This is a genomic window from Campylobacter sp. (genome assembly GCF_052169515.1).
GTDB lineage: Bacteria > Campylobacterota > Campylobacteria > Campylobacterales > Campylobacteraceae > Campylobacter_A.
Genome location: NZ_JBQNCH010000012.1, coordinates 1 through 24208 on the forward strand (window position 1 = coordinate 1; position 24208 = coordinate 24208).

Annotated in this window: 21 protein-coding genes; 6 read left to right on the forward strand and 15 right to left on the reverse strand. The window is 36.9% G+C overall.

The window, feature by feature from the left end:
- The coding region (locus tag ACTTKV_RS05570; RefSeq protein WP_442549632.1) for a transposase at positions 1-302 on the forward strand (302 nt) is incomplete at its 5' end.
- Here ACTTKV_RS05570 and ACTTKV_RS05575 read toward each other — a convergent pair.
- The 4 genes from ACTTKV_RS05575 to ACTTKV_RS05590 all read right to left on the reverse strand — a co-directional run bounded on the left by ACTTKV_RS05575 (position 299) and on the right by ACTTKV_RS05590 (position 4211).
- Complete coding sequence (locus tag ACTTKV_RS05575) at positions 299-715, reverse strand: hypothetical protein (RefSeq protein WP_442549633.1); 417 nt, start codon at positions 713-715, stop codon at positions 299-301. The genes ACTTKV_RS05570 and ACTTKV_RS05575 overlap by 4 nt on opposite strands.
- Before the next feature lie 283 nt (positions 716-998).
- Positions 999-2531 carry a glutamine-hydrolyzing GMP synthase gene (gene guaA, locus ACTTKV_RS05580; protein ID WP_442549634.1) on the reverse strand — a complete coding sequence of 511 codons (1533 nt, stop codon included), beginning with the start codon at positions 2529-2531 and terminating at the stop codon, positions 999-1001.
- A gap of 10 nt (positions 2532-2541) precedes the next feature.
- A complete protein-coding gene (nhaD, locus tag ACTTKV_RS05585; protein WP_442549635.1) occupies positions 2542-3930 on the reverse strand; it encodes a sodium:proton antiporter NhaD in 1389 nt (462 codons plus the stop codon).
- A gap of 113 nt (positions 3931-4043) precedes the next feature.
- On the reverse strand, positions 4044-4211 hold the full coding sequence (locus ACTTKV_RS05590; RefSeq protein ID WP_442549636.1) for a hypothetical protein: 168 nt from the start codon (positions 4209-4211) through the stop codon (positions 4044-4046).
- 30 nt (positions 4212-4241) lie between these two features.
- Between ACTTKV_RS05590 and ACTTKV_RS05595 the strand changes: the two genes are divergently transcribed.
- Genes ACTTKV_RS05595 through ACTTKV_RS05610 form a run of 4 tightly spaced genes read left to right on the forward strand, consistent with a single transcriptional unit; the run spans position 4242 to position 10120 of the window.
- Positions 4242-4694 (forward strand): hypothetical protein, encoded by a 453-nt coding sequence (locus ACTTKV_RS05595; RefSeq protein ID WP_442549637.1) that lies wholly within the window; start codon positions 4242-4244, stop codon positions 4692-4694.
- Complete coding sequence (gene uvrC, locus ACTTKV_RS05600; protein ID WP_442549638.1) at positions 4688-6505, forward strand: excinuclease ABC subunit UvrC; 1818 nt, start codon at positions 4688-4690, stop codon at positions 6503-6505. The genes ACTTKV_RS05595 and uvrC overlap by 7 nt, the downstream gene beginning before the upstream one ends.
- Positions 6502-7257, forward strand: a complete 756-nt coding sequence (locus tag ACTTKV_RS05605) for a hypothetical protein (protein ID WP_442549639.1) — start codon at positions 6502-6504, stop codon at positions 7255-7257. The genes uvrC and ACTTKV_RS05605 overlap by 4 nt, the downstream gene beginning before the upstream one ends.
- A complete protein-coding gene (locus tag ACTTKV_RS05610) occupies positions 7247-10120 on the forward strand; it encodes a hypothetical protein (protein ID WP_442549640.1) in 2874 nt (957 codons plus the stop codon). Before ACTTKV_RS05605 ends, ACTTKV_RS05610 begins: the two co-directional genes overlap by 11 nt.
- Here the strand turns inward: ACTTKV_RS05610 and ACTTKV_RS05615 are convergent.
- A complete protein-coding gene (locus ACTTKV_RS05615) occupies positions 10117-11388 on the reverse strand; it encodes an anthranilate synthase component I family protein (protein WP_442549641.1) in 1272 nt (423 codons plus the stop codon). The two genes, ACTTKV_RS05610 and ACTTKV_RS05615, sit on opposite strands and share 4 nt — an antisense overlap.
- A 154-nt stretch (positions 11389-11542) precedes the next feature.
- Between ACTTKV_RS05615 and ACTTKV_RS05620 the strand changes: the two genes are divergently transcribed.
- Complete coding sequence (locus tag ACTTKV_RS05620; protein WP_442549642.1) at positions 11543-12283, forward strand: sulfite exporter TauE/SafE family protein; 741 nt, start codon at positions 11543-11545, stop codon at positions 12281-12283.
- A gap of 44 nt (positions 12284-12327) precedes the next feature.
- On the opposite strand, the gene ACTTKV_RS05625 is transcribed toward ACTTKV_RS05620, so the two are convergent.
- From ACTTKV_RS05625 to fliF, 10 genes are all read right to left on the reverse strand, one after another.
- Complete coding sequence (locus ACTTKV_RS05625) at positions 12328-13788, reverse strand: methyltransferase regulatory domain-containing protein (protein WP_442549643.1); 1461 nt, start codon at positions 13786-13788, stop codon at positions 12328-12330.
- Positions 13788-14867 (reverse strand): phosphoserine transaminase, encoded by a 1080-nt coding sequence (gene serC / locus ACTTKV_RS05630; protein WP_442549644.1) that lies wholly within the window; start codon positions 14865-14867, stop codon positions 13788-13790. The genes ACTTKV_RS05625 and serC overlap by 1 nt, the downstream gene beginning before the upstream one ends.
- A 2-nt stretch (positions 14868-14869) precedes the next feature.
- Positions 14870-16036, reverse strand: a complete 1167-nt coding sequence (xseA, locus tag ACTTKV_RS05635) for an exodeoxyribonuclease VII large subunit (protein ID WP_442549645.1) — start codon at positions 16034-16036, stop codon at positions 14870-14872.
- The gene (gene ubiE / locus ACTTKV_RS05640; protein ID WP_442549646.1) at positions 16036-16752 is read right to left on the reverse strand and encodes a bifunctional demethylmenaquinone methyltransferase/2-methoxy-6-polyprenyl-1,4-benzoquinol methylase UbiE; all 717 of its coding nucleotides are present in this window, start codon (positions 16750-16752) and stop codon (positions 16036-16038) included. The genes xseA and ubiE overlap by 1 nt, the downstream gene beginning before the upstream one ends.
- 12 nt (positions 16753-16764) lie before the next feature.
- Positions 16765-18171: a CYTH and CHAD domain-containing protein gene (locus tag ACTTKV_RS05645; protein ID WP_442549647.1), complete on the reverse strand. Its 1407-nt coding sequence runs from the start codon at positions 18169-18171 to the stop codon at positions 16765-16767.
- Positions 18172-18315: 144 nt separating this feature from the next.
- A complete protein-coding gene (locus ACTTKV_RS05650) occupies positions 18316-18726 on the reverse strand; it encodes a Fur family transcriptional regulator (RefSeq protein WP_442549648.1) in 411 nt (136 codons plus the stop codon).
- A gap of 71 nt (positions 18727-18797) precedes the next feature.
- Positions 18798-20624, reverse strand: a complete 1827-nt coding sequence (gene dxs / locus ACTTKV_RS05655) for a 1-deoxy-D-xylulose-5-phosphate synthase (protein WP_442549649.1) — start codon at positions 20622-20624, stop codon at positions 18798-18800.
- Positions 20617-21480 (reverse strand): flagellar assembly protein FliH, encoded by an 864-nt coding sequence (gene fliH, locus ACTTKV_RS05660; RefSeq protein WP_442549650.1) that lies wholly within the window; start codon positions 21478-21480, stop codon positions 20617-20619. The genes dxs and fliH overlap by 8 nt, the downstream gene beginning before the upstream one ends.
- Positions 21477-22508 (reverse strand): flagellar motor switch protein FliG, encoded by a 1032-nt coding sequence (fliG, locus tag ACTTKV_RS05665; protein ID WP_442549651.1) that lies wholly within the window; start codon positions 22506-22508, stop codon positions 21477-21479. The genes fliH and fliG overlap by 4 nt, the downstream gene beginning before the upstream one ends.
- Positions 22508-24205 carry a flagellar basal-body MS-ring/collar protein FliF gene (gene fliF, locus ACTTKV_RS05670; protein WP_442549652.1) on the reverse strand — a complete coding sequence of 566 codons (1698 nt, stop codon included), beginning with the start codon at positions 24203-24205 and terminating at the stop codon, positions 22508-22510. Before fliF ends, fliG begins: the two co-directional genes overlap by 1 nt.
- Positions 24206-24208: the final 3 nt, after the last annotated feature.

Below are 24208 nucleotides of genomic sequence, written 5' to 3' on the forward strand. Positions count from 1 at the left end.
ATTTAAAAAGAGTAAATCACCAAATAGAGTATTCGGGACTAAACGGAGAGAATAATAACCAAAGCGAAAGCTTTAACGCTAGATTTAGAAGGCTACAATACGGTCAATGCCATAAGCTAGGAACGCTTTACTTATCAAACTATGCAAACGAGATAGCATATAGAGAAGACACTAGAAGACTTGATAATAAGGCTATAATGGACGATATTTTATCGAGATGCCTAGCCGACAACTCAATATCTAACGAGTTCTGCGGATATTGGCAAGGCAATCACAGGGTGGCTGAAAGACTCGGAGCTTAGGAAACTATCTTATAAAATTTTACTCCGTTGTCGGTAAATAACGAGATAGTTCCTCTTTTTATGAGCTTTGAAATTAAAGAGGATATGTTTTGCCTATACTTGGCTATAAGAGCGTCATCTACTTCCTCATCTTTAAAAACATACTCGGCTATTTCATTTATACTGCTAGGTTTTAATTTTAAACACTCTATAATTCTACGATTTAGCTCACCGTGAGGAAAATACGAAGCATTGCTAACTCTTTTAGCCCGAATGAACGTAGTTTTATAACTAGGGTCGAATATCGCGATAGCCTTATCTATCGTTTCAAGCTCGGATTTTAGCTTTAAAACTATATCTTGATAATATTTGATACTTCCTTGAAGCTCTGAGTGCTTACTAACGAGAGCCGATATTACGTGAGTTTCAGCCATATAAAATCCTTTGCGATATGCTATAATAGACCGAATTTTAGCGGATTTTATAATGAAAGTCTTGTGCGGTTGCTACATAATACCGGAAATTATAGCTATTTCTAGAAAGTCTCCCGTAGAAATTATGGAAGACTTTCTAGACTCTAAACCTTTTAACCAAATTCAACAAATGCATTTTAAACCTACTTTTGCGATTTTTATATTACTAGTCAAAAATTTTATACCTGCAAATTGATAAAATGCTGTGTTTTCAATAATTTTATACACAAGAATATATTTATTATTACTCCCACTCTATAGTTGCAGGCGGCTTGCTAGAGATATCGTAAACTACGCGGTTTATGCCGTTTACCTCGTTTATAATGCGGCGGCTTACGTTTTCAAGTAGATCATAAGGAAGCCTTGAAAAACTTGCAGTCATGCCATCACTCGCGTCAACCACACGCACGCAAACAGCGTTTTCATAGGTGCGGTTATCGCCCATTACGCCGACAGAATTTACATTTAAGAGCACGCAGAACGCCTGCCAAGTTTTGTTATACCAGCCAGTGCTTTTTAGCTCATCGCGCAAGATCACGTCGGCTTTGCGAAGTAGCTCTAGGCTTGGTTTATTTACCTCGCCCATTATGCGGATCGCAAGGCCCGGTCCTGGGAAAGGGTGGCGGAAGACTAGATCGCGGCTTAGTCCAAGCTCAAGGCCTAGCTTTCTAACCTCGTCTTTAAAAATTTCTCTTAGCGGCTCTATCAGCTCAAATGTCATCCAATCAGGCAAGCCTCCAACGTTGTGGTGACTCTTTATCGTCTTGCTTGAGCCAACGACTGAGCTTTCGATGATATCAGTATAAAGAGTGCCTTGAGCTAGAAATTTCACATCACCATGCTTCTTAGCCTCTTGCTCAAAAATTTCTATAAATGTCTCGCCTATGATCTTGCGTTTTTTCTCAGGATCTACTACACCAGCCAAGCGACCAAGGAAGGTCTCGCTTGCGTCTATGCTAACTAGCTCAACGCCAAGCTTTGTTCTAAATGTAGCCTCAACCTGCTCTCTTTCGCTTGTTCTAAGAAGTCCGTTATCAACAAAGACAAGGATCAAATTTTCAGGCACAGCAGCTGCTAAAAGTGCAGCAGTCACAGAGCTATCTACACCGCCACTAACTGCGCAAAGTACCTTGTGGGTGCCTACTGTTTTTCTTATCTCATCTATCTTATTTTTAGCGAAGCTTCCCATGTTCCATGTGCTCTCGCAGCCGCAGATATATTTAGCAAAATTCTTTAAAATTTGTGTGCCATACTCGCTGTGTTGCACCTCAGCGTGAAACTGGATCGCATAAAATTTACGCTTATCATCACCAAAAGCACAATAAGGCGAATTTTCACTAACTGCGATCGCTTCAAAGCCATCTGGCAGGTCTTTTACATAGTCACTATGACTCATCCATACGATTTGTTTTGAAGGTGTACCTTGAAATAGTTTGTGCTCTTTTATGACGTTTAGTTCAGCCTTGCCGTACTCTTTTTGATCAGCCGCTAAAACCTCAGCACCATGTGTGTGAGCAAGTAGCTGCATGCCGTAGCAAACGCCAAGGATTGGGATATTTAGCTCAAAAACACCCTTATCACAAAAGTAGGCATCTTTAGCATAAACACTAGCTGGGCCACCACTTAAAATGATACCTTTTGGCTCTTTCGCTTTTATCTCGCTAAGCTTTGCATTAAATGGCAAAATTTCAGTATAGACGCCTTCTTCTCTTAGCCTTCTAGCTATTAGCTGAGTGTACTGCGAACCAAAGTCCAAAACTATAATCGTATTGTTCATTTATAACCTTTTAAAAATAGAGATGAAAAATTTCAAACTGCACATACCAAACAATGATTGATACGATATATCCTAGAACCACCATCCAAGAGTATTTCATATGTGCACCAAAGGTATAAATTCCTTTTAATTTACCCATTACTCCAACGCCAGCTGCTGAACCAAAGCTGATCATCGAACCACCGATACCAGCTGTTAGCGTCACTAGCAGCCACTGGCTCAAGCTCTCGCCAGCATCTGGACCCATTATAGGGTTTGCTTTTAGGACAGCTGACATAACTGGCACGTTATCAACGATCGCTGAAAGGAAACCAACTCCGATATTTACGGCTGTTGAGCCAAATTTATCATAAAGTGACACAGCGTAATTTAAAAAACCAACATAGTGAAGTGCGCCAACTGCACCTAAAATTCCAAAGAAGAAAAATAACGTGTTATTCTCAATCTTTGACATATAGTGAAAAACGTGCATAGGCTCTTCGTTTTTGTGCGCTTTTTTAAAATAGTAAGTGTAAAGACTAAGTATAGAAAAGCCAAACATCATACCCCACATAGCTGGTAAGTGGAAAAGCTGATGCATCATGACAGCACAAAAGATAGTAAATACACCAATAATAATAGTTGCTTTGCCGCCTTTTTTCATAACCACTTTTGGCTCAGTAGCCGGGTCAAAGTGTGGGCTGCCAGCTGGAACTATACGAGAAAGTAAAATAGCTGTTACAAACCAACCTATGATAGATGCTGGGAAAAGTGCGAAAAAGTCAATAAATGGTGCCTTGCCTGCAGCCCAAGCCATAAGCGTAGTAATATCGCCAAATGGGCTCCACGCCCCACCTGCGTTTGCGGCCACTACGATATTTATCGCGCCTGCTACCAAGAAATTTGTATTATTTCTATCTATCGTTAAAAGCACAGTCGATAGGATAAGCGCTGTCGTTAGGTTATCGGCCACTGGACTTATAAAAAATGCTAAAACACCAGTTAGCCAAAATAACCTTCTGTAAGTGTAGCCTTTTGACACAAGGTTATATTTAAGTGTATTAAAGACATCTCTTTCTATAAGCGCTTCGATAAATGTCATCGCCACCATTAAGAAAAATACGATCTGAGAAATTTCTAAGATCAGATGATTTACCTCGTGTTCAAGCGAATGCACATCCATGCCGTTTATAAGCATGTAAACACCGATAAGTAGGAACATGAACGTACCGATAAAGATAGCAGGTTTTGCCTTGTCAATGTGGAAATTTTCTTCCGCTGCTATGAAAAAATACCCAACAACAAAAATTATAAGCGATAAAATTCCTGCCCATGTAGTAGTTAAGTCAACAGCCGTGGCTTCTCCATTAGCACCAAAAGCCATCGCGAAAAACAAGCCTAGAAGTCCAAAAAACCTCATTATACTCTCCTTGTAAAATAAAAATCTTGGTATGTTACTTAAATGAGCCTAAAAATTAGGTTAGTAAAAATTATTAAGCTTATATTACATTTTTATTTAGCTACAAAAATTTACTAAATTTTATTTATCTTGTCAGTTTTCTTCTCTTTTACTGGAGCATCTCCGTAAAATGGATCATCCTTGTAGCCACAGCCACAAAATGCAAAAAGAGCAAAAATTAAAATAAAAGATGATAAGATAAGCTTATGAAAAATGCCAAATTTTTGATAGATACTATCCACGAAAATCCTTTGTATAAAGAAAAATTAAGCATGGCAAGCGAGTGCCAAGAGCTTTTGCGCCTAATGGGAAAATCGAAGCGGTTTTACATAGCATTTTGCTACGTTAGAGAAGGTATCTTGACCTTTGTCCTTACTCATCCATCAGGGCTTTTAGAGCTTAGGCGTGATAGTAGTATAAATGAGATAAAAGGGTTATTAAAAACATTTTGCAAGGCTAAAAAAGATAGTATTTTTGCTAGTGTAATTGAGCCAAAACCACTTAATGAAATCAACTATATTAAAAATAAAAAAGAGGAAAATATAAGATTTATTGTCAGTAAATTTTTAAAATTTTTTACTCCACAAGCCCCACAAAGATCAAATTTCACCATGCCGGTAAGTAAGGGTGAGTTTAAAAATTTAGCAAAAGACGAGCAGATATATCAAAAATTTGAAGAGCTAAGAGAAATTTTGCTTAAGAAAAATGAGCAGGCAAGATGCTAATAGACGAGATCAGAACGCTTCCGAACGAGCCTGGCGTATATCAATATTTTGACACTCAAAACAGACTTTTATATGTCGGCAAGGCCAAAATTTTAAAAAACAGGGTCAAAAGCTACTTTAAATTTACCCCAAGCCTAGCGCCAGCTGAAAAACTAAGCCCAAGAATTTCAAAGATGATAAGCGAGGCTGTCCACCTTGAATACATCGTCACGCCAAGCGAAGCAGATGCACTGATACTTGAAAATTCATTTATCAAGCAGCTAAAACCAAAATACAACATCTTGCTTCGTGACGACAAGACCTACCCTTACATCTTTATAAATTTAAATGATGAATTCCCAAGATTTGAGATCACTAGAAAGGTGGTAAAAGGCTCAAATATACGCTATTTTGGGCCATATTTTAGCGGAGCTAGCGAGCTACTTGAGGCACTTTATCTAAATTTTAATCTAGTTCAGAAAAAGTCCTGCATCAAAGGCAAAAAAGCCTGCCTTTTTCACCAACTAAAACGCTGTCATGCCCCGTGTGAAGGCAAAATTTCAAAAGAGAGCTACACCAAAATAGTTAGCGATGCTATCACTGCTCTTCAAAATCCAAATTTACTCATCTCTCGCCTGGAAGAGCTCATGCTAAACTACGCCAAGGCCGAAGACTACGAGCAAGCAGCCGCGACTAGAGATAAGATGCAAACGCTTAAAAATATGCAGACAAAGATCGAGGTCGATCTAGCTAAACTTGAGGACTTTGAAGCATACTCAGTCGCTTGCGTTCATGATATGATCTGTGCGGTGAGATTTAGCGTGCAAAGTGGTAAGATAACAGGCGTAAAAACCGATATCACGCAGGCTAAAAACGCTCAAAGTGACGAGATAAACGAGGCCTATAAGCAGGCCATTTTAAAAAGCTTCATAGCTGGACAACCGATCATTAGCACCAAAATTTACGTCCACGAGGACTTTGAAGATAGCAAGCTGGTGGAAGAAATTTTAAACGAGAGATTTGGACGTAAATTTAATATCACATGCCCAAAGATAGGCGATAAGCGTAAAATTTGCGAGATCGCCACCAAAAATGCTGAAGTCAGCATCGAAAAATACATAAAAACACACGATAATGAGCTACCAAACGAGATAAAAGAGTATTTTAATCTAGCTCACACGCCTTATGTGGTCGAAGCCTACGACAACTCGCACCTTTTTGGCGAGGCAAGTGTGGGGGCGATGGTGCGCTACGAGCATGGCGAGTGGGCGAAGCAAAACTACCGCCACATGCACTTAAGCTCTAAAAACGACTACGATCAGATGAAAGAGAGCCTAACTGCTAGAGCACTTAGATTTGATAAGCTTAGTCCGCCTGATCTTTGGGTCATTGACGGAGGCGAAGCACTTTTAAATTTAGCCTACGAAATCCTAGCAAGTAGTGGCGCAAATGTCGATGTAATCGCTATCTCAAAAGAAAAAATAGACGCCAAAGCTCACCGCGCAAAGGGAGAGGCGAAAGATAAAATTTATACAAAAAATGGTAGCTTTAGCCTAAGCACGAGTGATAAAAAGCTGCAGTTTTTCCAAAAAATGCGTGATGAGAGCCATAGATTTGTCATCAGTTTTCACAGAAAAACAAGGCAGAAAAACGACATGCAAAGATCAGTGCTAAGACAAGCTGGCGTATCCGAGGGAAGCATTGCTAAATTAATCAGCTTTTACGGAAGTTTTGATAAAATCAGCGAAGCAAATTTAGATGAAGTGGCAAAAATAACAAACAAAAGCGTAGCAGCAAAGCTTTTAACGCTCAAAGAAGGAAATTTGAAGTGATAATATACGATAAAAATTTAAAGATGTCTGCAATAACGCAAAATTCGCTTGAGCTATTAGGATTTGATAGCTTGGATGACTTTTTATCGCAACACGATGATCTTAGCGAGTTAGTCATAACGAGCCAAAAAAATCCAAATTATAGCTTCTTGGAATTTTTGCAAAGTGCCCAAGATAATAGTGCCAGAGTAAATATAAAAAGAAAAGATGGTGGTGCTATCTTGCTAAAAGCAAGCCTGCAAAATGCTACTTTAAAAAATGATGAGAAATTTTTTATAGTACTTTTAGAGAGACAAGAAACTCTAAATAAGCAAAATTCAATAGCAGCAACAAAAGCAAAGCCTACGTTAAGGATGCCTGTTTTTAAACTGAGTGCAAGATATCTTTTTGATACGCAAACACAATGCCTGATAAATGATGCTTGGTTTGAAACATCGATTAAAATGCTAAATTTACAAAAAAAAGATCTTGCTTCATATCTAAATATCTTTTCACATAATGCAAGAGAAAAGCTCATTCAAATCCAATCAGCCATAATCGCAAAAGATGAAATAATGCTCAAAAAATATGTGGATGAAATAAAAGAAGCTGCACTAAATTTAAAACTTAGCGACTTTGCAAATGAGCTTGATGCTCTTTTAGATAATGATCAAAGCGAAAAAAGAAAAGAGATATCTCTTTTTTCTAGAAGATTGATCGAGATCGAAAACATAGTCAAAAAATACAACAAAAAGAATATTTATGAAAACTAGTAAATTTTATATATTGTTAGCGCCGATAATAATCTCTGCCATACTTTGTGCATATCTTGGAAGTAAAAGCTATAAAGAGTTTACAAATCTAAAAGATCTAAACGAAAAACTATACAAACAATCCCTGGTTTTTCAAGCTGCAAAATCTATAATAGAAGAGCACGATGCACTCGTAGGCAAAAGTGAAGCGAACACAAAAAAACTACGAGATAAGACATTAAAAAACACACAAAATTTTATAAACTCGGTAAGAAAAGATGACGTTGGTGAGATACGCAATATAAATAAACTAAAAGAAGTATTGGCAAATTTAGACCAAAAAGATAAATTTGATGATCTGTTTTATGATTTTTTTCAAAATATAAGTGGAGAGATAAATACTGATTTTAAACAGTATTTAGAACAAGAATTTCCGCTAGTTATAAAAGGCTATACTGCGACATTAAGCCAATTTTATAGTGAGCTATCTTTGGCAAATGACACAAAATATTACATAAAGAATATCTTTATGAATGATCTATCAATATCAACAACAAACAATCTCATAATGGAAAATATTTACTCCATACAAGACGAGATGCCAGATCTTGATCTGCTTCCTAAAAGTGAGCTAAAAGAAAATATTTATAATGATTTTAATAGATTTGAAGCCAGTTATCAGGTTAAAAAGATAAAAGAGGTTAAAGCCAAAATAGCATTTTCTGCAAAATTAAGCATCAATGACATCATGTTGATAAAACAATATGAAGATGATAAATTTCTCCTTTTGCTAAACAGCACCGTAAATATAGAAAAAGAACTACTAGAGCTTACCACAAGAGAGAAGCTAATCCTTGGCACAAAAACTTTATTTGCATTTTCGCTTTGTAGCTTGCTAATTTTTTCTTTCTTTGTCATTTTTGCTAAATTAAAATCCTTAAAAGTATTTGATAATAAATCAAAATATATATCAAGAAATCTCTTAAGTCAAAAAGGAGTCAATGCAAATAACGCCATATCAAAACTTATAAATGCTTATGAAGATATAAAAGATACATATACAAAAGATAGCAACTTTTATCAGATAAAAGATAAATATATTCTCTCCATAAGTAAAAAAATAGAGTCTATAAATAAAGAAATTCTAGCATCTATCGCGGCACTAAAAATAGAGACAAACAATAGTAGAAAACAAGCCTTTTTAGAGGTAATAGAAAAAAACACAAGCGTTATTACATCACTTTATAACATTGCTAAAAATATTTCAAATGTCAAAAAAAATAGCGATCATAACAGCAGTGAAGTATTTGACCCTCAAAAAAGTTTTGAGGAAATTTTGCAAACCAATATAATTTACTCCCAAAATAAAAAGATAAATTTCATAAGCTATCTTGACCCAAGTCTAACAAATGAGTTAGAAGGCGACCTAAACTCGCTAAAAACGGCATTTAATTCTATCTTTTTAGCATCTTTATCAATGTCTGCAAAATATCAAAGCGTTATTATTAAGATCAAAAAAGCACAAAAAGATTTTGGCAGAAATGGACTTTGTACTGTAAGCTTTAGTATAAAAAACAACTCAGCAGCCATGAGCGAAAAGCAAATTTCAGATATATTGTCAGACAATGAGGAGAGTTTAAACGATGAAGAGAGCGAGTTTTATTTAAAAATAGCTCAGTTTTATCTAAAAAATTTAGAAAGCAAACTAGAGATTAGTTCGCTTCAAGGCATCGGAAACGAGTTTAAATTTGTAGTCATTTTTAAAACTACTGAAAATAACAAAGATTTTAATATAAAATGCGATCATAAATTAGCATTTTTACAAGATGCAAACATCGACTACAATGACTCTTTTGAGCAAACCGTAAAAGAGTTGGGGCTACAAGTAGACATGCTAACAAATATCAATATATCAACTATTAAAAATTATGATGCTATATTTTTACGAAGCACAAACAAACAAAGTCAAGATATCAAAAATCTACTGATTTTAAAAGATCCACTAACTCCGTCAAATATCGCAAGACTGCTATCTGTAGATGATTTTGACATCGTGACAAAAAGTCTAAATGATAAACCAAAATTTTTGATCTATGATACAAATGAAATTTATATAGACATACTAGCAAGTGGCTTTAGTAAATTTAACTGCGAAGTAGTGGGAGTTTGCAATAGGAAAGATCTAAGACAAGCTATAAGACAAGTCAACTTCGACCTCATCTTTATCAGTTCAAAATTTCTAGAAGATGAAAAAAATAGCCTTAAGAGAAATCTTGATATTTTAAAAATGGATATGCAAAGCACCAAAATTCCACTTATATTAATGCTTTCAAATACTTCAAATATAGATAAAGATGACGCAATAAAATATTTTGATGCCGATATAAAAACGCCTATAAACAGCGATGATCTAACTCAAATTTTTAAAAATCTATTACCACATTTTAGTGATCTTGTAATAAGTGAAAATTCTCTCAGAAAAAGTGAAAACATTATTTTATTTAAAAAATCACCAATGGAAAACAAAATATTTAGTTCAGCTTTAGGAGAATTTTACAACACGCTTGAAACCGCAAATAGCTTTGGTGAGTTGCTAATAAAAATGAAAACCAAAACTTGTGGCATTGTTCTTGCAGATGAAAGCGCAGAAGACTTCAACTATAATGAACTGGTAAAAACAGCACTTGAGATAAGACAAAGTCAAAAAACAGACACAAGAGTGCTGATATTTGGTACGCAAGAAAAAAGCGACTTTCCTTTTGTAAAAATTCTAGCTGAAAATATCACCAAAGCAGACCTTGCAGCGACTGTAAGAGAGCAAATAGACTCCATGGGAGCTAGCAATACCAAAGAGTCTTACGAGTTTATTAAATTTAATGCCTAGATCTCTTTTGCATTATTTTGAAAAACATTTAGTACGCTTGCTCGTTTATGACAAATTTCAGCATACTCTTTTTCACTCTTCGAGTCATAAACTATACCTGCTCCAGCTCCTATAAATACGTCACTAAAGCCACTTTTGCCTGGTACAAAGATAGCTGAACGAATAAGAATAGCAACCTGAGCGTCACCGTTAAAATGTAAAAAACCGATGCCACCACCATAGATATTTCGCTCACAAATTTCAAGCTCATTAATTATTTGCATAGCTCTTATTTTAGGAGCTCCACTTAGTGTTCCGGCCGGAAAGATACTGGCTAGCACATCAAAAAGATCAAGTCCCTTTGCACATTTGCCATAAACATCACTTACTATATGGATCACTTTTTCGTATGTTTGAATATGCATCGCATTTTTTACAACCACGCTCTTTGCTTCTGATACTCTTCCGATGTCATTTCTTGCAAGGTCTATTAACATTTTGTGTTCGGCTAGCTCTTTTTCATCACTTAAAAGCTCTTGCTCAAGTTTGGCATCAGCATTTGCATCACTTCCTCTAGGTCTTGTTCCAGCTATCGGTGCTACAAAAATTTGTCCACTTTTAATCTCAAAAACAAGCTCAGGAGAAGAGCCAACCACATCACCATAAGGCGTAGGAAAATGAAACATATATGGGCTTGGATTTGCAATGGCTAGCTTTTTATAAAAGTCCAAACTACTCATGTTTGTTGAAATTTCAAGTATCTCACCAAGCACCACTTGAAAAACATCTCCACTTCTTATGTACTCTTTTGCCACTTCGACCATATCTTCAAAATGTTTTTTCTCTTCAATAAGATCAGTTTTTACACTAAAGTTGCACTCTTTTTTAGTCTCATCTTTTGCCTTTAGATTTAGCAAAAAGTCATAATACTTCTTCTTATCTCCATAAAATGTATAAATTCTACTTATCTTATCAAAGTGCAGATATGCCTTAGCATCGGCATATATAAATTTTGGAAATTCATATTTTTTGCTCTTATCTTCGCCAATATATTCAAAATATCTCACACCGCTGTAAGCAAAAACTCCAAAAAGTCCAGCAAAAGGAGCTAGTGATTTGTTGCTATTTGTATCAAAGTAGCTTCTAAGTCCATAAAAATCCATATCCTTTTCATCTATATAATCGCAATCAATGCCGATTATCGTCTGTGTCTTGTCTTCAGCTAAATAGCTATTTTTAAATTTTTCTCTAATCGCTTCATAATAAAAAAGCGGCTGTTCTAAAAGCATTTTTTCCCTTTTTTAATTTTTGGGTGATTATAAAGAAAAATCGCTTTTAGTTTTTAAAATTTTTACTAAATTTTTAAATTTATGCCCAAATTTCACCTTTTTACTATTTTTTTAACACCGCTTAGCTAAAATTTGTACATTGCGAGGGAGAATCATGCTTTTTGTTGAGCTTTTTATAATTGGAATCGGCGTTGGTTATATAGCTGGATTTTTTGGCATAGGTGGTGGCACGGTCGTCGTTCCTATCATGGTCGCTTTTGGATATGATGTAAAAACAGCCATCGGTATAAGCGTCATGCAGATGATATTTAGTGCAACATTTGGCTCATACCTAAACTATAAAGCTGGGCTTTTAAAACTAAACCGCGGTATATTTTTAGGTCTTGGAGGCCTAGTAGGAGCCAGCTTTAGTGGTACAATCGTATCTCATACACCTGAGCTCTTACTCGAGCTGCTCTTGCTTGCAACTTTTATCTTTTCACTCATAAAGCTATATTTCACGCCAAATAGTGATGGCACAAATGCGAACAATTCAGTGTTTTTGCTATTTCTAGTTGGTTTTTTGATAGGTGCACTTGCCATCAGTATAGGCATAGGTGGTGGGGTTTTTATAGCTCCTATTTTAGTTGGCTTTTTGCGATATGATATGAAAAAAGCCGTTTCAATGGGTGTATTTTTCGTGATGTTTGCAGCCATTTCAGGCTTTATCTCACTATCTTTAAACGGCCACATCTCTTATTTGGAGGGTACATTCCTAGGGCTTGGCTCATTAATAGGAGCCTACTTTGGCACCAAGAAAACACAAGCTATGGACAAAAAAGCACTTAAAAAGTGGTTTTTACTCTTTTATATCACGATGATAATCATAATACTAAAAGATATAATGTTTGACTAGATAAGTGGTAAAAATTTTTAAGGCTGGGTTAGACCAGCCTTGTGCTAAATTTCTTCAAAAAAATAAGCTTCGCTTATCTTGAAAGCAAGCTTATTTAACTCATCTTTGCTTAAATTTACGCTTTTTGCGATATCTTTAAGGCTGTTTTTCCCATCAAATTTTAAAGCAGCTTTGATCTCTTCATGGCTTAAGTTTAGCTTACCGTTTAGCTCATTTGCAAGAGAGATGACTGGCGAACTAGCATTTAAAAAATACTCAAGATATGACGCTGCTGTCTGCTTTAGTCTAGTTTTATCAGGCTCATAAGCAAGTGCTAAAAGCTTTGATGAAGAAATTTTTGTATTTGCGTCATTTAAAATTTCAAGCAGTCCTACAAAAGCTTCGTTTGCATTCTCGCCAAGTGCTATTTTTAACTCGCTTAGATTTAAGCTTTGTGGATAGCTTTTGCTTAAAATTTCTTGCGTTTTCGTCCTTGGCTGCTCACTAAAATATACAAAATTTATCTTCTCAAGCTCACTCTCTCCAAGCACTGCATCAAAGTCATCAGAGCCACCCAGCCTCTCTTTATGCGCAATGAGGCTCTTTCTAAACGATCTATTAAATAAAAAGTCGTTTAATTGCTCTTTTTTGATGCGACTTTGATAGCTTTGCTCTATATGCGCGTCGAAGCGGTAAATGCCAGTCGAGCTTGCAAAAATATCATTTAGCGAGGCATCTATGACGTAGCAAAGTCCGTGTTTGCCAATATGTTTAGCAAATTTATGAAAGTAGGTTGGCTCATTGCTTGCTTCTAAAAAATCATGCAAAATATAGTAATCATTGCCTTTTGCGATGATTCCTTGCAAGAAATTTAGCTGTGTTAAAAGTAGTTTCATACTATCCTTGTATACGGCATCACTTTGACTTTGCAGGCTAAATTTTAAATAATCTTGTAAAAAATTTAGCTCATCTTTGATATGAGAAAGGGCTTCTTTGCTCTCCTTGCCAGCACTTACAAAAAGCATAAAATCCCTTAATATATCAAGGCTTTTCCAGCCTGGATACGTATTATAAGAGACATAAGCGATGCCATCTTTGCTAAGTAGTGCCTTTATCGTAGCAAGGAGCGCATCTCTTACATTTGGACTCACCCAACTATAAACGCCATGAGCAATGATATAGTCGAACTCGCCAAGCTCTTTGATGTCATTTTCATTCATATGCAAAAAATCACGCTCAAAAAGTGTGAAATTTTTTAAACCCATCTGCTTGGCTATGCTGTTACCCTCTTTTACCTGATGGCTTGAGATATCGATGCCAACGACTTTTGCATTTTTATGCGAAAGTGCAAATGGCAAGATATTGCCACCATAAGATGAGCCAAGTTCAAGCACCCTAGCCTCTTTTAGACTAGCTGCTTTAAGCCCTAGAAATTTAGCAACCGCCTCTATCCTAACTGGCGAGCAGTCACTAAATGCGGCTGAGAAGTAAGGAATTTCATCGTAAGCTTTTTTCGCTTTGTTCATCAACCGTGCTTTCTTGCAAATTCTCTCATAAACTCGCCAAGTTTATCAACGTCACTTTGGCTAACAGCATTATAGATAGAAGCTCTTATACCACCAAGATGTCTATGGCCCTTTAGCCCTATCATGCCCTCTTTTAGTGCCTCTTCTACAAAAATCGGCTCAAGAGCGTGATCTTTTGGGATAGTAAAACTAACATTCATATCCGATCTACTTCCGGCCTTTGCGTGTCCCATGTAAAAGCCGTTTGAACTATCGATGATGTCATAAAGCGTGCTTGCTTTTTTGGCATTTATCTTCTCAACCATGCCAAGCCCACCAAGATCAAGCAAATACTGCATGGTTAAATTTAAAAGATAAATTCCAAATGTTGGCGGTGTATTATAAAGCGAGCTCGCATCCGCGTGCGTTTTGTAGCGTAAAAACATAGGGATGTTTTGGCTACTTACACGCCCTATCAGATCTTTTCTAATAATAACGATCGTAACGCCACTTGGACCTGCATTTTTCTGAGCACCGCCGTAAAGTAGGCCAATACTGCTAAAATCAAGCGGTCTAGCGAAAAAATCGCTCGATGCATCAACCACAAGCGGTGACTTGGTCTTTGGCACAGTTTTATACTGCGTGCCGTAGATAGTGTTGTTTGAGCAGATGTAGGCATAGTCGGCATCATCACTAAATTTTATCTCTGGGATATAAGAGAAATTTTCATCTTCACTGCTTACGACGACGTCTACATTTACGCCAAGTACTTTAGCCTCTTTGATCGCCTTGTTTGTCCAAACGCCTGTGTTTGCGTACTGAGCCTTGCCACCTTGATACAAATTCATCGGTATCATGCTAAACTGCAAATGCGCACCGCCCTGTAGAAATAAAATCTCATACTCATCGCCGATATCATAGAGTTTTCTTATCTTATCCATCGCACCAAAATGGATTTCCTCAAAGGTCTTGCTTCTGTGGCTTATCTCCATGATCGAGTAGCCTTCGCCTCTATAGTCCGTAAATTCGGCCTTCGCGTGCTCTAAAACACTTAGGGGTATCGCACTTGGACCTGCACTAAAGTTGATTTTTCTGCTCATTTTTACTCCTTGATGATTGCTTTTTTATGTGTATTTTGCGAGATAAGCTCTACCTCATCGCCTGAATTTAGCTCTCTTAGGTCGATCTTGTTACCATTTTTTCTAACCTCGATAAGCCCCTTTGTACTCTCAAAAAAGAGCTCTCTTATTTCATATGCCTTCTCTAGCGAGCCAAGGACTGAGCCAAGGACTAAAATTTTTCTTTGTACTGCATTCGCTAAGGCATTTTGCTTGTTTATCACTTCGCTAAATTTTAGCTCGATCCTAGCCTTTAGGGCATTTGATGAAAATTTAGTTAGAAGAACATTTAGTAGATTTTGTTTTTTAGTGATCTTTAAATTTAAAGCACCATCAAGATCGTCGCTAAGCCTATCAAGATACTGGAAAAACGCCTCTTCATCAGGGAGTAAATCAAGCATAGCAGCACTTGGAGTAAGCGACCTACGATCAGCCACAAAGTCACTTATGACATAATCTATTTCATGCCCTATGGCACTAATGACTGGCGTTTTGGTAGCATAAATTTCACGAGCCAAGCACTCATCGTTAAAGCACCAAAGATCCTCTTTACTGCCGCCACCACGAGCTAGCACTATGACATCAACGCCGTATTTATCGGCTCTGCGCAAAGCTTTTATAAGTGAACTTGGGGCATTTTCGCCCTGAGTTAATGCGTCAAATATATAAATTTCACTTAGCTTCCAGCGGCTCTTTACCACCTTTAGCATGTCCTGAAGTGCGGCTGATGTGGCACTTGTGACAAGGGCTATTTTTTTAGGTAAATTTGGTGTCTCTTTTTTTACAGCGATGTCAAAAAGTCCCTCTTTTTCGAGCTTTTCTTTAAGCTGCCTAAATGCAAGCTCAAGCTCGCCCTCGCCATCAGGCAGCATCGTACTAGCCACCAACTGATATGATCCACTTGGCGAGTAGATAGTCACTTTGCCATAAATTTTTACTTTTAGTCCATCTTTTGGCAAAAACTTAACCTTTTGATTATTCATGCGATACATCACAGCCGAGATGCTTGATTTTTCATCCTTTAGCGTGAAGTACCAGTGTCCAGAAGCATGTTTTGTTAGGCGAGAAATTTCTCCGCTTACTTCAACGTAGTCAAGAGTAGCTTCAAGCAGTGCCTTTGCTTTTTCGTTTAGCTCAGATACGCTTAACATTAAATTTCTCTTACCTTTTTAGCGATAAATAGCGTCGAGATATCCATGCTAAAACCCTTGCATAGCTCTATCTCAAAGCCAGCTTCAACAAGCTCTTCACAAAAGCTCTTAGCATCCAAGAAATTTTCGATCGAACTTGGCAGATACTCGTATGCTTCTTTATTTTTTGAGATAAATCCGCCAATTTTTGGCAAAATTTTACTTAGATAAAAATCTCTTAGCGAAGTTACGATGCCCTTTTTTTGGCGTTTTGTAAACTCTAGTACGACGACATAGCCACCAGCAGCTAAAACCCTATTAAATTCTCTAAGTGCCGCCTTTCGTTCGACCACATTTCTAATGCCATAGCTTATGCTTAGAATCTGTGCTTCGCCACTTGCAAGAGTAGTATTGTCAGCGTAGGCTTCTATAAATTTAAAATTTGGAAATTTTAGCTTTGCCTCTTTTAGCATGCCACTTGATGGATCAATGCCGGTTAGACTATTTATATTTACATTAAATTCTCTTGCTAGCTCACTCCAAAGCCCCATCATATCGCCGGTACCGCAAGCAACATCGACGACATTTATGTTTTTATCTTTAAAAATTTCTAGCATATATCTGCAGGCAAATTTTCTCCAACTCACATCCACGCCAAGACTAAGCACTCTATTTGCGACGTCATAAGTCGGAGCGATTTGATTAAACATATCAACGATTTTTTCTTGTTTTTGCATAAATTTTGCCCTTTATATATAGTAATTTTTTAAATTCCTAGAGATCTTGCGAGTAATTTTTATAAATTTAATCCGCATTTTTAGGATCTCTTCTCTATTTTTATAAATTTGTTTGTAAATTTTACTCTCAAGCTTCTCTTTGACTGGCATTTCTGGAAGCTTATCTAAGATACTAAGCCACACATCACAATCTTGTAAATTGCCAAAAATTTCTTGCATCTCTTTTAGTCGCTCATTGTATTTTTTAAGTCCATTAAAATAAAAAATTTCACATAAAAATTCATATGTGTATCTTATCTTTTTAAGCTCGATCCTAAGCTTGTGAAATGTCTCGTTTGGACAGTCTTGATTTAGACTTTTTAGCCTCTTTTGCCCTATAACCAAAAGCGTTCTTAGCTTAAATGAGCCAAGGCGTGAAAGGCTCACATCAAAGAGCTTTGATTTATAAAACTCTCCCTCGTTTAAAAATATCTCCCACTCTTTTAAAAATGCGTAGTTTTCATCATCACTAAGATATGATTTTATATTTTCGTACTCTAAATTTAGAGCTTTTTGCACAAAATAGGCTATCTCATCTGCGTGCTTTTGCTCACTTAAAAAGCTCAAAAATACATCTAAATCTCGTTTTTTATTTGTAGAATTTGCCAAAATTTTAAAATTCTCGCCAAAGTAAAGCGTCACTTTCTCATCAAAAACACCGTTAAAAATTTTAAGGATCGATCTAGCTTTCCTTAAATTTACTCGAAACTTGTGTAAAGTTTCTTCATTTTGATCTTTTAGATATTCATCTTTTAGTCTTTTTATATCTTTAAAAATGCCTACAAATAAAGCTCTTAAAGCTTCTCCACTTTTTATATTTGGAGAAAAATTTGGCAGAATCTCTTTATTTTTAAAGACAAGGTAAGCTTTTTTATAATCAATTTTTTCATTTTCGTTTGCGTGGATAGAGAGAAATTTATTTTTATATCTTTTATCGCAAGTTACGTCTTCTAGACAAAACTGCTCCAAAAACGTTGGAAGTTTAAAATAGACAGCCTCGTTTTCATCACTAAATTCTATTTCAAATGTGTAAAGCCCATTTAGGCTCTCTTTAAAAATATCAATATTGCATGGATTATTGTTTAACTTAAATATATATCTATCTTTTGTAATGACCTGGCCTATGCGGTTTTTAAGTGCTTTTTTAAATTCGTCTTTTTCACAAAACTCTTCGTTTTCTTCTCTGATTAGACCATTACCAATTTTAATCGTTTTTATAAATTTATCTTCTTCGCTTCTATAGCGAATCTCTTGGTTTTGCGTGATCTTTGTGTAAAACTGTAAAATTTTAAGGTGCTTGAAGCTTACTCCGGCTTCTTTTAAAAAATCTAGAATTTGAGAATCTTTGAGTAAAAATTTACGCTCTATCTCCAAACCCACATTTTTCTCCAAAATTTTTTATTTATTTTAGCAAGTTAGTGCTTAAAATAATGAGAAAATGCTAATTTTGGGCTTATTGGAAGTAAAAATAAATATGGTTGGATGAGAAATTTATGCTGCAAATTCGCAACATAAATTCAATTTTTAACGACAGTGCTTACAGCTTTTTACGCTAGCAACGATATTTAGGCGCTCTATAATGTTTCCGATCTTTTTTTCAAGTGCCTCTTGATATTTGCCAAGATCGGCATCATCATAGCTCACGTCCTCAACGCTTCCACAGCTTTCGCAAACTACGTGGATATGTGGATGCTCGTAAATGTCGTATCTTGCCTTTTGATTAACAATATTTACTTCTACCACAAGACCTTCATCTTTTAGCGTATTTAAATTTTTATAAACTGTTGCAAGAGAAACTGATGGGCTCTCTTTTAAAATTTCATCATAAAGCTCGTCAATCGTTGGGTGCGTATGACGATCAAGAATTCTTAAAACGCTAAGGCGTTGTGGTGTAACTTTTAGTCCAGATTGTTTTAGCAATGATACATATTGCATAATGAAGTTCCTTGTTTTAGTTTTGCTTTATGTTAGCAAAAAAATATTAAACGTTTCTTTATTAAATGATATTAATTATTCTCTAGTAAATTTTTGGTGATCTGCTCGGCACTTATACCAAGGTACTTTTCGACCTCAGCGGTTGATCCATGAGGGATAAATTTATCTTCATACTCAAAGCTAATGACACTTATATTTGAGATTTTATGTTCTTGCAAAAACGAGCTCACTATCTCACCAATGCCACCCTTTTTGGCACTATCACTAAAGATGTACCACTTTTTAGTACGTTTTGCAAGATCCAGTAAAAGCTCACTATCAAGTGGCTTTGCAAAAACAAGGTCAACTAATACCACATTAAGCTTGCCAGCTAGTAAATTTCTGACCAAATTTGCCCTGCCAACACCATTGCCATAGCCCAAAAATACAACATCAGACTCTGCATCGGCTAAAATTTCACCCTTGCCAAACTCAAGCTTTTTGGCTTTAAATTCATCTCTTAAGATAAATGCTCCACGCGGATATCTAAATGCGCTTACGCCCTTGTAAGAGTAGGCAAATTCCATAACATTTTTCATGCTCTCTTCACACCTTGGAGCAAAGAGAACCATATTTGGCACAGCGTTTAAAAAGCTAATATCAAATGCGCCTTGATGAGTTTCGCCATCCTCACCTACGACGCCAGCCCTATCCATGGCAAAGGTGATGTTTAAATTTAAAATAGAAGCGTCGTGAATGACTTGATCATAGGCTCTTTGCATGAATGTCGAGTATATTGCAACAAATGGTTTAAAACCCTCTTTTGCCATGGCTGACATAGAGGTTACTGCATGCTGCTCGGCTATCGCCACATCCCAAAAGCGATCTGGAAATTCTTGTATCAAGGCGTCCATGCCAGTACCTGTTGGCATAGCTGCTGTGACGCCTACGATATCACTATGTTCTCTTGCCATTTTTAAAAGCTGTTCGCTAAAGATCGCAGTAGCTGATTTGCTTGACTGTCTTTTGATAAATTCGCCACTTTTTAGATCAAATGGCCCAACTCCGTGCCAATTTTCATAGTAACCCTCAGCAAATTCATACCCTTTGCCTTTTAGTGTCTGCACGTGCACGATGACTGGCTTTTTCATACTTTTAGCTGTCTCAAAGGTGCTAAGAAGTGCCGCCAAATCATGCCCATCAACTGGGCCAATGTACTCAAGTCCAAGCTCTTCAAAAAACATGCCTGGAGTAATTAACCTAATACCCTCCTCCATGCGTCTAGCCATATATGCTGCAGAGTCTGGCATATAGCTTAGAAATTTCTCGACTCTGCCTTTAAATTTTTGATAAAACTGACCCGCCATCATCTGACTTAGATACTTGCTAAGCGCACCTATTGGCTTACTTATGCTCATCTCGTTGTCGTTTAGGATGATGACGCAAGGATATTTTCTATCGCCTAGCTCATTTAGCGCCTCGTAGGCCATGCCGCCACTTAGCGAGCCATCGCCTATGACAGCCACTGGCAAGCGATCTTCGTTTTTGAGTTTTATTGCCTTTGCTGCACCTACTGCTAGCGATATAGATGTAGAGCTGTGCCCTGCTACAAAGTAGTCAAATTTACTCTCGCTTGGCTTTGTATAGCCGCTGATGCCATTAAATTTTCTAAGCGTATCAAAACTCTCCCAGCGCCCAGTTAACAGCTTATGTGCATAGCTTTGGTGGCTCACGTCAAAGATAAATGGATCTTTTGTGACGTCAAAAATTTTATGCATCGCAACGATGATCTCAACCGCACCGATATTTGAGCTAAGGTGACCACCATTTTTGCTAACGGTGGCTAAAATTTTATCTCTGATGTCGTGGCAAAGTATGTTTAGCTCATCGACGCTTAAGCTTTTTATGTCTTTATTCATTATTTACCAACATTTTTAGCTTTTCTAGCCTAGTTTGCATCGTCGCATCGATATTTCCGCCATCACTTATAATAATCACGCCGCCTTTGCTTATAGCATCGTCTGCGCTTATCTTGACGTGTTCATTCTTTCTAAATTGTTCTTTTATATATTCGCTATCTTCAGGATTTACACGAATTTCTATATTTTTAACATTACTTAGCTCTTTTATAAGCAAATTTGCTAGATTGTGAGCGATCTGACTCGAAGATGTCGATACCTCTTTTTCGATCACTTCCTTTGCGATTTTTATAGCAGTTTGGCCAAGCTCCCCTTCGGTCTTATTTAAAAACTCATCAAATTTAACATATTGCTCTTCAAGCTTTGCTGCAGATGAGTTAAATCTCATCTCAAGCTCTTTTATCCTTGCTTCATTTACTGCATTTGTCTGAGCTATTCCCTCGTTTTTACCATCTTCTTTAGCACGAGAAATTTCAGCCTCAAGGCGTTTAGCAAATTCATTCTCTTGATTTTCTATTTGCATTTGAAGCTTGATGATATTGCTACTTAACTCATCTGTTTTCTTAAGTAACTCTTCAACAAAACTAGACTCACTTCCTTGCTGCATTTGTGCACTTTGGGCTTGAGAAGCAAAGTGATTTTGTGAATTTGGCTGCGTTTGATGACTAGCTTGTGGAATAAAATTTTCACCATTTTGTGCTAAATTTTGTTCAATTGACTCTTCACTGAGGTTATTTCCTTCTATAGATGAAGGGGCATTTTCTATGGCTCTTTCTCCTGCTCCAAGCACTTTAAATCTATAATTTTCTATAAAGTGAGTTGAGGAGGTCTCACTGGTTATTACGCTACTTCTCATTCTATCATCTCATCTGCTTCGCCAACCTGGAATACACCTTGATCAGCTAGTGTTTGTACTGTCTCTACTATGCGCCTTTGAGCCTCTTCAACATCCTTTACGCGTACAGCACCGAGATATTGCATCTCCTCCTTAAAGGCTTCTGCTGCACGTTGAGACATATTTGATAAAAATTTATCCTTTATACCGTCGCTAGAGCCTTTAAATGCGATCATAAGATCTTTTTTGTCGACATTTTTAAGAATTTCTCTAATCGCAGTTGCATTAAGGTTGATGATATCTTCAAATGTAAACATAAGCTCTTTAATCGTAGTAGCAAGCTTATCATCACTTTGTTCAATACGTTCAATCGTACTCTTGCTAGCTTTTTGTCCGAGTCTATTAAGCATTTCCGCAACAGCTCTTGGGCCGCCAACCTCGACTTTGTATGATGTAAGGCTTTCGAGTTTGCCCTCAAGTACGGTTGAAACACGCTTAATAACCGATGGGCTAATGTCACCAAGATTGGCCATTCTAATGACAACTTCGCTTCTTAGCTCGTCAGAAAAGAAGCTAAGCGTTTCAGCAGCACTAGTAGAATCCATATGAGCTAGTATTAGTGCAATGGTTTGAGGGTGTTCTTTTATAATAAAGTCTGCAAGCTGTTGTGGCTTTATCTTATCAAGATAACCAAAGCTTTTTGAGTTTTCCATACTTTTTGCTAACTTGTCTAAAATTTTCTGAGCTGCCTCTGGACCAAATGTACGGTATAAAATTTCTTTTGCGTACTCTAAACCACCACTTCTCATATATTGATTTGACTGCATTAGAGCATAAAATTCTTCTAGTACGGCACCGGCAACTTGCTTATCTATATTTTTTGCAGTTGCAATATATCCTGAAATTTCAGTAATGACATCAACATCCATATGAGAAAATATAAGAGCTGTGGCCTCTTCGCCAAGTTGAATCAGCAAAATAGCGATCTTTTCAGGCATTGATAGATCATCATAAATCATTTTTTGCTTATCATTTAACTTTATTGACATCAAATTTCCTTACGCATATTAAAATCGCTGTCATTTTTTACCATATCTTGAAGCAGCATTGCTATCTCTTCACTTCTTTCTGTAATGACCGCTCTCATCTTTTCAAGCAATACTTCATATTTTAATTCATCTTCGTTAAACTCACCGCTAAGTCCAAGTTGCTCTTCGACTTTCTTTCGAGCAGCTTTAAATTTCTCAAGCGTATCTTCCGCATCTACCTCAATATCTTCAAGGCCATTCTCATTTTGTTCTTCTTCCTCTTTTGTCTCTTCAAGCATCTTTTGCATAAACGGTACAATGACTTTTTTGTAGAAAATATAAAGCAGTAATGCTGCAAAAATATATTTTACTAGCGGTAAGAATGGCATTACATAGTTATTTACAAAACTATCCATCTTCTCGCCAGTGCTTACATCCTTGCCAGTTTTAAACTCGAAATTATCTAAACTTACCTCGTCGCCCCTGCTCTGGCTATAGCCTATTGATTGCTTGATTAAATTTATGATTGACTCTCTTTGCTCTTTTGTAAGTGGCGTAAATTCTAGCTCCCCAGTTGGCTTGCCATCTTTATCTTTTTTGCTCTGATAAAGCCCATCTATAACGACAGCCGCACTTACTCTATTGATGCTAGCAAACTGCCCTTTTATATTTGTAACTTTCTTTGAAATTTCGTAGTTTGTCTGTTGTGAGCTCTTATTATATTGCTCTTTTAAAGTGCTGTCATCTAGCCCTTGAACTGGGCCAATATTGCTGACTGCACCTGGTACGCCACCCACTTCATTTGGAGATGATCCTTGGCGTTTTTCTTCTATATTGCTTTCACTTCTAACAACGTTATTTGGGTCGTAAACTTCGCTTTTTGTATCTTTTTTGTCAAAGTCAAAGTCAATATTTACCTTCGCTACGACCTTATCAGCACCGCCTACTATCGGAGCCAAGACATTTACTATCTTTTGCTCATAGTTGTTTTCGAACTCGCGCTTATAGCGGATCTGCTGAGCTATAGCGTCACTATCAAACTCGCCATCTTCGTCGCCAAGTGCGACACCATCTTGATTTACTATTTTTACATTTTCAGTACTTAAGTTTGTAACAGAAGCTGCGACTAAATTTTTAATACCAAAAATTTGCTTTGCGTTTAGGCTAACACCTGGCTTTAACTCAACCACGATAGAAGCTGTTGGAAGTGCTTGACGCTCAGTAAAGACGCTCTCTTTAGGGATGGCGATACGCACGGTCGCTTTTTGGATAGATGAGAGACTCTCGATCGTTCTAGCCAACTCACCTTCTAATGCTCTTTGAAATTTTACCCTTTGCTCGGCATCGGTTGCACCAAATTCTTGCTTATCAAAAATTTCAAAGCCAATCTTGCTCTCTTTTGGTATTCCAAGCGTTGCAACTGCAATCCTCTCTTTGTACACATCTCCTGTTGGCACAAGGATAGTACCCTCATTTGCGAGCTTGTACTTAACGCCATCTTTGTTTAGCTGATCTACTATTAAAGCTGAATCACTCGGACTGATATTTTCAAAAAGGATGCTGTAGCCTGCAAAATTTTCGCTTTTATTTTTATAAAGCGTCAGAAAGACCAAAAATGCCACTACCAAGACAATAGAGCTAGCCGCAACAATCTTTTGTTTTAATGAAAGCTTCTGGTAAATTTGACTTATTTGATGAAGTAATGCCTTAAAATCCATATT

What these genes read in the sequence shown, in the direction of transcription:
- ACTTKV_RS05575 (WP_442549633.1), bottom strand. Translation starts at nt 715, where the DNA reads ATGGCTGAAACTCACGTAATATCGGCTCTCGTTAGTAAGCACTCAGAG.
- guaA (WP_442549634.1), bottom strand. Translation starts at nt 2,531, where the DNA reads ATGAACAATACGATTATAGTTTTGGACTTTGGTTCGCAGTACACTCAG.
- nhaD (WP_442549635.1), bottom strand. Translation starts at nt 3,930, where the DNA reads ATGAGGTTTTTTGGACTTCTAGGCTTGTTTTTCGCGATGGCTTTTGGT.
- ACTTKV_RS05595 (WP_442549637.1), top strand. Translation starts at nt 4,242, where the DNA reads ATGGCAAGCGAGTGCCAAGAGCTTTTGCGCCTAATGGGAAAATCGAAG.
- uvrC (WP_442549638.1), top strand. Translation starts at nt 4,688, where the DNA reads ATGCTAATAGACGAGATCAGAACGCTTCCGAACGAGCCTGGCGTATAT.
- ACTTKV_RS05610 (WP_442549640.1), top strand. Translation starts at nt 7,247, where the DNA reads ATGAAAACTAGTAAATTTTATATATTGTTAGCGCCGATAATAATCTCT.
- ACTTKV_RS05615 (WP_442549641.1), bottom strand. Translation starts at nt 11,388, where the DNA reads ATGCTTTTAGAACAGCCGCTTTTTTATTATGAAGCGATTAGAGAAAAA.
- ACTTKV_RS05620 (WP_442549642.1), top strand. Translation starts at nt 11,543, where the DNA reads ATGCTTTTTGTTGAGCTTTTTATAATTGGAATCGGCGTTGGTTATATA.
- ACTTKV_RS05625 (WP_442549643.1), bottom strand. Translation starts at nt 13,788, where the DNA reads ATGAACAAAGCGAAAAAAGCTTACGATGAAATTCCTTACTTCTCAGCC.
- serC (WP_442549644.1), bottom strand. Translation starts at nt 14,867, where the DNA reads ATGAGCAGAAAAATCAACTTTAGTGCAGGTCCAAGTGCGATACCCCTA.
- xseA (WP_442549645.1), bottom strand. Translation starts at nt 16,036, where the DNA reads ATGTTAAGCGTATCTGAGCTAAACGAAAAAGCAAAGGCACTGCTTGAA.
- ubiE (WP_442549646.1), bottom strand. Translation starts at nt 16,752, where the DNA reads ATGCAAAAACAAGAAAAAATCGTTGATATGTTTAATCAAATCGCTCCG.
- ACTTKV_RS05650 (WP_442549648.1), bottom strand. Translation starts at nt 18,726, where the DNA reads ATGCAATATGTATCATTGCTAAAACAATCTGGACTAAAAGTTACACCA.
- dxs (WP_442549649.1), bottom strand. Translation starts at nt 20,624, where the DNA reads ATGAATAAAGACATAAAAAGCTTAAGCGTCGATGAGCTAAACATACTT.
- fliH (WP_442549650.1), bottom strand. Translation starts at nt 21,480, where the DNA reads ATGAGAAGTAGCGTAATAACCAGTGAGACCTCCTCAACTCACTTTATA.
- fliG (WP_442549651.1), bottom strand. Translation starts at nt 22,508, where the DNA reads ATGTCAATAAAGTTAAATGATAAGCAAAAAATGATTTATGATGATCTA.
- fliF (WP_442549652.1), bottom strand. Translation starts at nt 24,205, where the DNA reads ATGGATTTTAAGGCATTACTTCATCAAATAAGTCAAATTTACCAGAAG.